The organism is Streptomyces sp. NPDC101151, from assembly GCF_044768335.1.
In the GTDB taxonomy this organism is placed as follows: domain Bacteria; phylum Actinomycetota; class Actinomycetes; order Streptomycetales; family Streptomycetaceae; genus Streptomyces.
Map to the genome: position 1 here is coordinate 41,703 of NZ_JBIWPP010000050.1, position 7,896 is coordinate 49,598.

The 7,896-nt window shown below is 67.9% G+C and carries 8 protein-coding genes and 2 pseudogenes; 8 read left to right on the forward strand and 2 right to left on the reverse strand.

The window, feature by feature from the left end:
• The first annotated feature begins 91 nt into the window (after positions 1–91).
• The 6 genes from ACIRU3_RS42810 to ACIRU3_RS42835 all read left to right on the forward strand — a co-directional run bounded on the left by ACIRU3_RS42810 (position 92) and on the right by ACIRU3_RS42835 (position 3,774).
• On the forward strand, positions 92–298 hold the full coding sequence (locus ACIRU3_RS42810; RefSeq protein ID WP_404069004.1) for a hypothetical protein: 207 nt from the start codon (positions 92–94) through the stop codon (positions 296–298).
• Complete coding sequence (locus ACIRU3_RS42815; protein WP_404069007.1) at positions 295–636, forward strand: hypothetical protein; 342 nt, start codon at positions 295–297, stop codon at positions 634–636. The genes ACIRU3_RS42810 and ACIRU3_RS42815 overlap by 4 nt, the downstream gene beginning before the upstream one ends.
• 398 nt (positions 637–1,034) lie before the next feature.
• Positions 1,035–1,535 carry a hypothetical protein gene (locus ACIRU3_RS42820; RefSeq protein ID WP_404069009.1) on the forward strand — a complete coding sequence of 167 codons (501 nt, stop codon included), beginning with the start codon at positions 1,035–1,037 and terminating at the stop codon, positions 1,533–1,535.
• Between the two features lie 82 nt (positions 1,536–1,617).
• Positions 1,618–2,271 (forward strand): class I SAM-dependent methyltransferase, encoded by a 654-nt coding sequence (locus ACIRU3_RS42825; protein ID WP_404069011.1) that lies wholly within the window; start codon positions 1,618–1,620, stop codon positions 2,269–2,271.
• Between the two features lie 88 nt (positions 2,272–2,359).
• Positions 2,360–2,575 carry a hypothetical protein gene (locus tag ACIRU3_RS42830; RefSeq protein WP_404069013.1) on the forward strand — a complete coding sequence of 72 codons (216 nt, stop codon included), beginning with the start codon at positions 2,360–2,362 and terminating at the stop codon, positions 2,573–2,575.
• A gap of 965 nt (positions 2,576–3,540) precedes the next feature.
• Positions 3,541–3,774: a replication-relaxation family protein gene (locus ACIRU3_RS42835; protein ID WP_404069031.1), complete on the forward strand. Its 234-nt coding sequence runs from the start codon at positions 3,541–3,543 to the stop codon at positions 3,772–3,774.
• Here ACIRU3_RS42835 and ACIRU3_RS42840 read toward each other — a convergent pair.
• Positions 3,731–4,702, reverse strand: a pseudogene (locus ACIRU3_RS42840) (transcriptional regulator); the annotation flags it as partial. The gene ACIRU3_RS42835 and the pseudogene ACIRU3_RS42840 overlap by 44 nt on opposite strands.
• Before the next feature lie 22 nt (positions 4,703–4,724).
• Here ACIRU3_RS42840 and ACIRU3_RS42845 point away from each other — a divergent pair.
• Together ACIRU3_RS42845 and ACIRU3_RS42850 are read left to right on the forward strand one after the other, a co-directional pair.
• Positions 4,725–5,689: pseudogene (locus ACIRU3_RS42845) on the forward strand (IS110 family transposase); the annotation flags it as partial.
• A gap of 459 nt (positions 5,690–6,148) precedes the next feature.
• Positions 6,149–6,904 (forward strand): hypothetical protein, encoded by a 756-nt coding sequence (locus ACIRU3_RS42850; RefSeq protein WP_404069016.1) that lies wholly within the window; start codon positions 6,149–6,151, stop codon positions 6,902–6,904.
• Positions 6,905–7,093: 189 nt separating this feature from the next.
• On the opposite strand, the gene ACIRU3_RS42855 is transcribed toward ACIRU3_RS42850, so the two are convergent.
• Positions 7,094–7,621 (reverse strand): SMI1/KNR4 family protein, encoded by a 528-nt coding sequence (locus ACIRU3_RS42855; protein WP_404069018.1) that lies wholly within the window; start codon positions 7,619–7,621, stop codon positions 7,094–7,096.
• Between the last annotated feature and the right edge of the window lie 275 nt (positions 7,622–7,896).

Below are 7,896 nucleotides of genomic sequence, written 5' to 3' on the forward strand. Positions count from 1 at the left end.
TGAGACCACACGAGAACATCCGGACTGCTTGCAAGAACATTCGAGAACATCGCATCGCGTGCGTCAACAGTGCCTTCGTACGGTCTCGTTCATGGCCTCACCTCCCGAGCACGCTGTTGACCCATTCGTTGCTGTGGAGTCTCTCCGCGCGGCACTGGACCGGGCAGGGATCGTCCTGCCGTCCCTCGCGGTCGACCCCGCGGCACCCGCCCTCGCCCTGGTGGAGCTCGGCCGTGTCCGCGCCGACGTGGCCCTGCGCCTGGCTGAGGCACTCCAGCCCCGAGGAGCAGCAGCATGACCACCACAACGGACGTCCCGCCGGAAGTTCTGGGCGCACTGGCTGAACATCTGCCGGGACCAGACGGCCTGCCCGACGAAAGGGCCCGTGGTCGCGGCTGCATCTGGTGCGGCCAGCACCTGACCTCTGAGACCGCCGTCGACCTCGGCGAGCAGGTCGAGCAGTCCGACGTTCTGCGCTGGTTCCCTCGGGGCTGTCACCCGTGCACGGCCGACCGGGCGCACCGCTCGATGCTCGACCACGCCTCGTTCTGCCCGCTGTGCGCGCACGCGGATTCGGCGGCGGCCTGTGTCCTCGGCCGGGGCCTGTACCGCCTGCAGAGGGAGTGCCGTCGATGACCCCGAAGACAACCACGGCACCAACAATTGCGCTCGGGGCGACGGCGTCCGGCTACTGCGGGAAGTGGTATCCCGGACAGCGCGGGTTCTGTACCCGGCCGCCCCACGCGGATAAGCGGCACGTCGATCACTACAGGGGCAAGAAGGCCATCACGGACGCCGAGGGCTACGTGTGGACTTGCCTGACCTGACCTCCGCTCCCCGCACACGCCGACGCACAGGGAGCGGGCAAGGCCTCCAGCGTTCCCCACGACGGCGAATCGGGGCGGGAGCAGCACTGGAAGACGCAGGGCCGTCCCTGGCACCCGTCAGGGGCGGTCCTGCACACGAACGCCCGCCTTGCGGGAGCACCCAGTACCCCCGGGCCGGGGGCCGCTCGTCTACACGAGGAGGAACAAGTGACCGTCGCGTTAGAACGTCCCACCGCAACGCACCAGCGGGATCCGCGAGAACTGCTCAACGCGGTCGCACCCCACATCACCGAGCTGACCGTCAACGTCTTCGACTCCGGCATGACCCTGTGGGACCGCGAGATCGCGCTGCTCCTGCGCGACCACACCATGGTCCGCGACATGGCCGAACGGATCCTCGGCAACGCCGTCATGTACGTCATGGGCTCCATCGAGAACCCCGACGTGCACCTCGGCGTCGGCAAGCTCGTCGACATCGGCGTCCACCAGCTCATCCTCGACACGCCCGTCTGGTGGGGCATCTGCCGCCTCTACAACGGCGGCCGGTTCAAGCACCACGCCCCGTTCATCCAGCGCCGCAGCGACGGCCTGTGCCTGCGCACAGGCGACTTCCTCCGCAACCAGGGCTGGGCCGTCGACGAGGAACTGTGGGCCATCGACGGCGCGGACTGCTCCCCGTGCGACGACAAGGTCCCCGACAGCCACTGACCCCGCTACAGTCGCCCCCACCCTCACGTTCCCCCGGAGGGCGGGGGCTCCCGCATCCCGAAACGAGCCAGAGGAACACGCCGTGCCTGTACCCCACGACATCGTCGCCGAGACCGAACTGTGGGACGCCTACGCCGAGTCGGCGTTCAAGGACGACGCCGAGCCGTCGTTCTGCTGGACCCAGTACGCCGGCCACGGCCCGGGCCCGGAACTCCTTCACTCCCCCGAGTCCGTCCTGGAGGTCGGCTGCGGCACCGGCCGCGCCCTCGCCCACCTCGCGCAGCAGGGCGTGAAGGTCTGCGGCGTCGACCTCTCGCCCCGCATGGTGGAACGCGCCAGGCAGAAATGGGCGCCGCTCGGCGTTCGGATCGAGCAGAGCGAGATCCTCACATGGCTCGCCGACGACGAGGCACGCTACGACGCGGTGTACTCCATCTTCGGAGCGGCCTGGTTCACCGACCCCTCCCGCCTCTTTCCCCTCGTCCTCGAGCACCTGGCCCCGGGCGGCGTCTTCGTGTTCTCCCAGCCACCGGCCATCCCCGGCGCCTACGGCCCGCAGGGCATGTACAAGGGCGGCTTCGCCGGGAAGGCCATGTTCACCTACCGCTACAGCTACAAGCCCGCGGTGTGGGAACGCCACCTTCTCCGTGCCGGCTTCACGACGGCCGAGGCGACAGTGGTGGCGGCGCCGAAAGCCGGGCACATCGGCACCCTCATCGTCCAGGCCCGCGCCTGACCGGCCCTACTGCGGCCCATCCGCCCGAGGCCGTGAGTACCGTCCCTGGCATTCGCGCACGGTACGCGTGTGACTTGGGGGATGTGCGATGGGGGTTCGACTGTCGGGCGGGATCGGCCCATTACGGGTGTCCGTACCGGTGTTCGGTGCGGCCGGCGGCTTCTTCGGGGCCGGCCTGTTCGCGCTCAAGCCGCTCGCCTGGCTGCTGTGGTGGGAGCTGGTGCTGTGCTGGTACCTGCTGCTCGGCTGCCACTGGCTACCGCGGGTCGTCCACTGGAACGGGCCGCGCGCGGCGTGGAGGTGATGGCAGCGCCGGCAGGCCGAGGGCGTTGTCAGAGGAGGCGCTCAATACTCCAGCCGGACTTCTGTATCTCTGCGGTCAACGGCCTGGCGGTGTGGAGTGTAGCGGGGCTGTGGCATGCGCGGGACGGTCTTGGACACGTCGTCCCACCAACGTGTGTCCGCGCCGCATGTAGTGACAGCGCGACGAGCAGTCCGTTCTCGTGATCCACGACGTACCAACGAATGCTCGGGACCTGGCACTCGAAGAACTCTTCCTGCGGACCGGAACCCGCTTCTCCCGGGTGGAGTCCCTGCGGCGGGGGCGAGGGAGACTCGGTGGCACACCAGGTCCGAGTCGCCCTTCGAACATCCCTCCCACTTGCCGCAGTCGTAGCGCTTCTCGGGCCTGATGAGGTCGAGGAGCTGGTAGGCGTCGAGGGCCTACGATGGCGGCACATCCGCATCGGCGTTCAACTGACCGACACGGCCCAGCTCGGGCAACTTGCTGCCCGGCTTCGCGCGCGGCCCCGCCGTCGCGCGAGGCACACCAGCGGCGCCCGATCCCCTCGCCCGCCGCCCGGGACCTGTCCCACCCACCCACTTCTCTGTTCTTCCTGCTGTGGGGCGTGGACTCGGGGGCGTAGAGGGGATGTCGGCCACCCGACCACGGCCGGACCAGCGTGGTGACCTGCGGATTCGCTGGCACGCGCGGCTGAGGGTGCGGCCGGTTGCCGGACGGGTTGTCGGCGGGGATGTGAGCCTGGTCCACGGAGGCGTTGTCGCGTCGTGACCGTGGTCGGACCTTCATGGTCGGGGCTCTGGTCGGGGCCGGCTGCTGCTGTGACCGGTACACGCGGCGCCCGGCAAGGACGGCGCCGCACCGGCAGGGAAGCGAGCAGGTCCGTGATGATCGGCGTGGACGTGGGCAGCGCGGACCGGATGGCGCTGGGCGTGCTGGCGCAGTACCGGATGGCCACCACCGAGCAGATGCACCGAGTGATCGCCCCCGAGGTGCGTATCGAGCAGACCCGGCGGCGGCTGGCCAGACTGCGTGCCGAGGGGCTGGTTGAGCGCATCACCCTGCCGCAGGCCGGACGGACCCGGGTGTGGTTCCCCACCTCGTACGGCGTGCAACTCGCCTCCGAATGGCCCGAGATGCGCGGGCACCGTCCCTCCAGGACCACGAGCCGGGCAGCTTCGCATCGAACACCGGCGCCTTGACGTGCGTCGGCTCGCCGAGACCGACGACCAGGCCGTTGGCACCGGCGGCGAAGGCCATGTTCACGTCGATGCCGACCAGGAACCGATTCATGCACTCGGCGTCGGTGAGCGGCCGCGCCCAGTCGTACGCCTCCTCGAACAGCTTCTCGCCGGGGCCGCGGACATGGAAACGCGGCAGGCCGGCCAGGAGCGGGTGCCCGTCCGGGGCCTCGCACGGCGCGCAGTCCACCGGGTCCTTGCCCAGGCTGCCGGGGTTGTGCTCGGAGTGCCGCTTGCCGTCGGCGTCGGGCTCGGAGGCGCGGGTCGGCGGATGCAGCGCGGTCATCAGCTCCAGGCCGGTGACAGCCGTGGAACCACGCGGCGTCATCACCCGGGACGCGTACACACCCAGAATCCGGGCAAGTTCCGCCGGCGGCAGCTGCCCGGCCGCTCCCCAGTGACGGGAGTCGAGCGAATGCCAGGACGGGATGCACAGCTGCACGCAGGCCCGCTCCGAGCCCTGCGCCGGGCGGTAGATCCGCGCCCACGGCCCGAACCCGCGCTTCGTCAGCTTCCACTCCGCGCGCACCAGCTGCTTGATGACCTTGTGCCCCTCCGGCAGCCGCCCGGCCAGACGCTCCTCATCGGTGAGGGTCACCGGCAGGCCGAAGCGCTCCAGCGCGGCCTCGGTGAGCACGAGCAGCGGGTCAGCGTCCTTGCCCGGGCCGGACAGCTTCGGCTGCCCCAGCTTCGCCTCCTTCAGCGTCCAGTCCACCAGGGCCGGAATGGACGTGGCGGGCACGTCCAGGACCAGGCCGCCCGTGCAGTACGCCACGACCTGGCCGTCGTCTTCGACGTCAACGACCGCCAGCGGACCGTTCTCGAAGCGCGGGTCGGCTCCGCCCGCAGGGGTGCCGGCTGGGGCGGCCTTCTTCGCTCCGGGGCGCCGCCTCGACAAGTCCCCCCACAATCAGGCGCTGCACTACATCTCCGGCAGGGCCATCCACCGCGCCTCCGAGAGCTACCGCGGCGAGGGCAAAACCGATGCCAAGGACGCCGCCGTCATCGCCGACCACGTCCGCGTCCGCCGCGACCTGCACCCCTTACGCGCCGGCGACGACACCGTCACCGACCTCAAGATCCTCACCGGCCGCCGCACGGACCTGGTCGCCGACCGCACCCGCACCATCAACCGGCTCCGGGCCCAGCTCACAGGCATTTTCTCTGGCCTGGAACGGCAACTGGATCTCGCTAACACCGGCCCGCTCATCTTGCTGAGCGGCTACCAGACCCCAGCAGCCATTCGCCGAATCGGCGCCAAGCGGCTGGAGACCTGGCTGCGTAACCGTCACGTCGTCCGCGCCAACCGGCTAGCCGAGACCGCCGTCCAGGCCGCCGAACGACAGCACACCAGCCTGCCCGGGGAGAAGCTGGCCGCTGCGTCGGTGCGCATGCTGGCGAAGGGGTCCTGGCTCTCAATCAGCAGGTTGCCGAGCTCGACAAGGATATCGAGGCCAGGTGTCGCGATCACCAAGCCTTCGAAGTGATTACCAGCATGCCCGGCCTGGGCGTGATCCTCGGCGCGGAGTTCCTGGCAGCCACGGGCGGCGACATGACAGTCTTCGGCACCGCCGACCGCCTCGCCGGCTTCGGCGGTGTCGCGCCGGTGCCTCGTGACTCCGGGAAGATCAGCGGCAACCTGCGGCGTCCCCGGCGATACAACCGCCGCCTCCAACGGGTCTTCTACGCCTCGGCATTGTTCAGCATCCGACACTGCGGGGAATCACGACGGTTCTACGATCGCAAACGCGCCGAGGGCAAGCGCCACACCCAGGCTGTACTCGCCCTCGCCCGTCGCCGCGTCAACGTCCTCTGGGCCCTTCTGCGCGACGGACGGCGCTACGAACTCACGCCCCCAAGCGTCCTCGCGGCTTGACAAACGACATTAGGAATCAGTGGAAGTTCTCCTGAGTGGGCCCCGTTAGCCTTGACTCGGCCCACTCCGCCCGCGCTGCGCCGGCGCGCCCACTGGTGGATAGGGCCGGTGGCCATGAGTCGATCACCGCACAGGGCGGCCCACGGTCACGTACCAAGGTTCTTTTGGGCTGCCCTTTTGGGCGTTGTAGTGATGCGGTGGCGGCTGGCTATGGACTGGCTGGGTGAGATCTCGCCATACTCTGATCTACTCGGTTACGGCCGAGGGCCTTCTGCGCCACACGCGACACGATGTGGTGTCCGCGCGCAGGCAGTCGACGGCGTGGTCTGCTGTTCTGATTCCCACGTCGTAGCTCTTCTAGCCGGCCATGCCCGGCATTGCCTGAGATAGCTGCAGGCCAATTGTTCTGCAACGGCCCGAGTCGCCCATGAACCTGCTCGGGCAGGAGGGGAGTCCACTATGCCACACTTCATACCAGCACTTTCGCGGCAAGGCCGCCTTGCCGCAGTGTCGCTGCTTAGCGCCTCCATTCTCACAGCCCTGACCAGCAGCGCCGCTTATGCCGCCCAGGCAGACCAGAAGAACGGCCTGCCGACTTCGAAGGGCTACCCCGCAGTAGTCCCGTGGGTACCGAACTACATTTGGGACTGCAATCACTCGACCGGCGTGAGTTACACTGCGACCAACGGGACGGACCCACACGGGTACGACTACGTAGAATATCCCAAATGCTACTTCTATCCGGCCGGCACGCCGCAACTGGTGCTCGGGGCGGCGGTGAAGAAGTCCGCGGACATCAACAACTGCACCTCGGCTCAGGCCTCGAACATCATGAAGGCCTTCTCCGCCACAGTAACCAACGAAGTACAAGATATGAACGGGTATTCGACGCAGGTTGAGGCGGGCCTCCAACTCGGCGAGGCGCTGAAGCTGGGCATCAACCATGCCTGGCAGAATTCGCACACCGTGTCCAGCGGCACCGCCTACACTGATACTACGACCTACAATCTGTCCGTGAATCCCTATTCGATTGGTTATGTCCAGTGGCGGCCCTACCTCGCGCAGGTATCCGGCACCGTCATAGCCGATTACTGGGTGGCGACTCACGGCCAATGGACCTGGAGGGGCACGTACAAGACGGCGACCCCGGTACTGATCCCGGGGACCAACGAGGCAGATGGCGAGTGGAAAGTAGTTCTCAAGCCCTGCCCGTAACGATCTCCGCGAGTAAAATACGCATGTCACTCTGGAGACTCTTTCGCTCTTTACAGCGAGGGTGGCGCCCCGACTGCGGGCCACCCAGGACGGGTATCAACTCGAAGCAGCAGAGCCTGCCCAGAGCAGCTGAGGTCCCGGGCGACCTCGCAAAGGGAGTCGCGGCCCCTGACAGTGGATCTGCCGGGTTCAGCGACAGAGCTCCGTGAGGGTGTCATCGAAGTCGGGGAACTCCTGGGCCGCCAACTCGACCACTGCAGCGGGTGACCGACGCCAGCCCGGTGCGAACCGTTCAGCGACGGCCGTCAGCTCCTGGTTGGGGCGCGGGGTCCAGGCGGGCTCGTATGAGGTGGCTGCTTCCCAGGGGCCGAAGCCGCCAGCCAGCAGCCACAGGAAGTCGCCCAGATCCCGCGCGACAACACCGGTCTCCCCCTCCGACCCGAGGAAGACGACCGGTTGATCGGCCGGCGGCTGGCTCGGGCGGACCAGCCAGAACGCCGCATACCCGCCCGAGCCGTCCTGACCGAACACGCGGAAGTCGTCGCCGTCCAGTTCGCCGTTCCCGGTCCATGCTTGGAACCAGTCGGTGGTCTCCTCAGCGGACAGGAAAGCCGCGAAGGGCTCGAAGTCGACCCCGTCACCGCCTGCGTAATCGAAGGGAACGGCCATAGCAGCGGCGAGCGCAGCGGGGAACTGTCGATCATCGGTGGGCGTCACCTGCACAGGCTAACGAGGTAGTCAGACATCGGTGGCAGACGGTCAAGATCCACCGTCACAGGACGATCGCCGCCCCGCAGCCGTCTCACCCGATTCAGTCCACACAGGTCAACGCGATCCGGCCGACTAACTTCGTTGCGACAGGTCAGCCGTCCCGTACAGCACGGCTGGTGGGGCAGCTGTCCGTTGTCATCCAATCGAGGCGTTTGACAGCGAACCTAGTCGTTCCGGTTTCCTTGCCAACGAACCTAGTCGTACGAGGTGACGTACTGGGG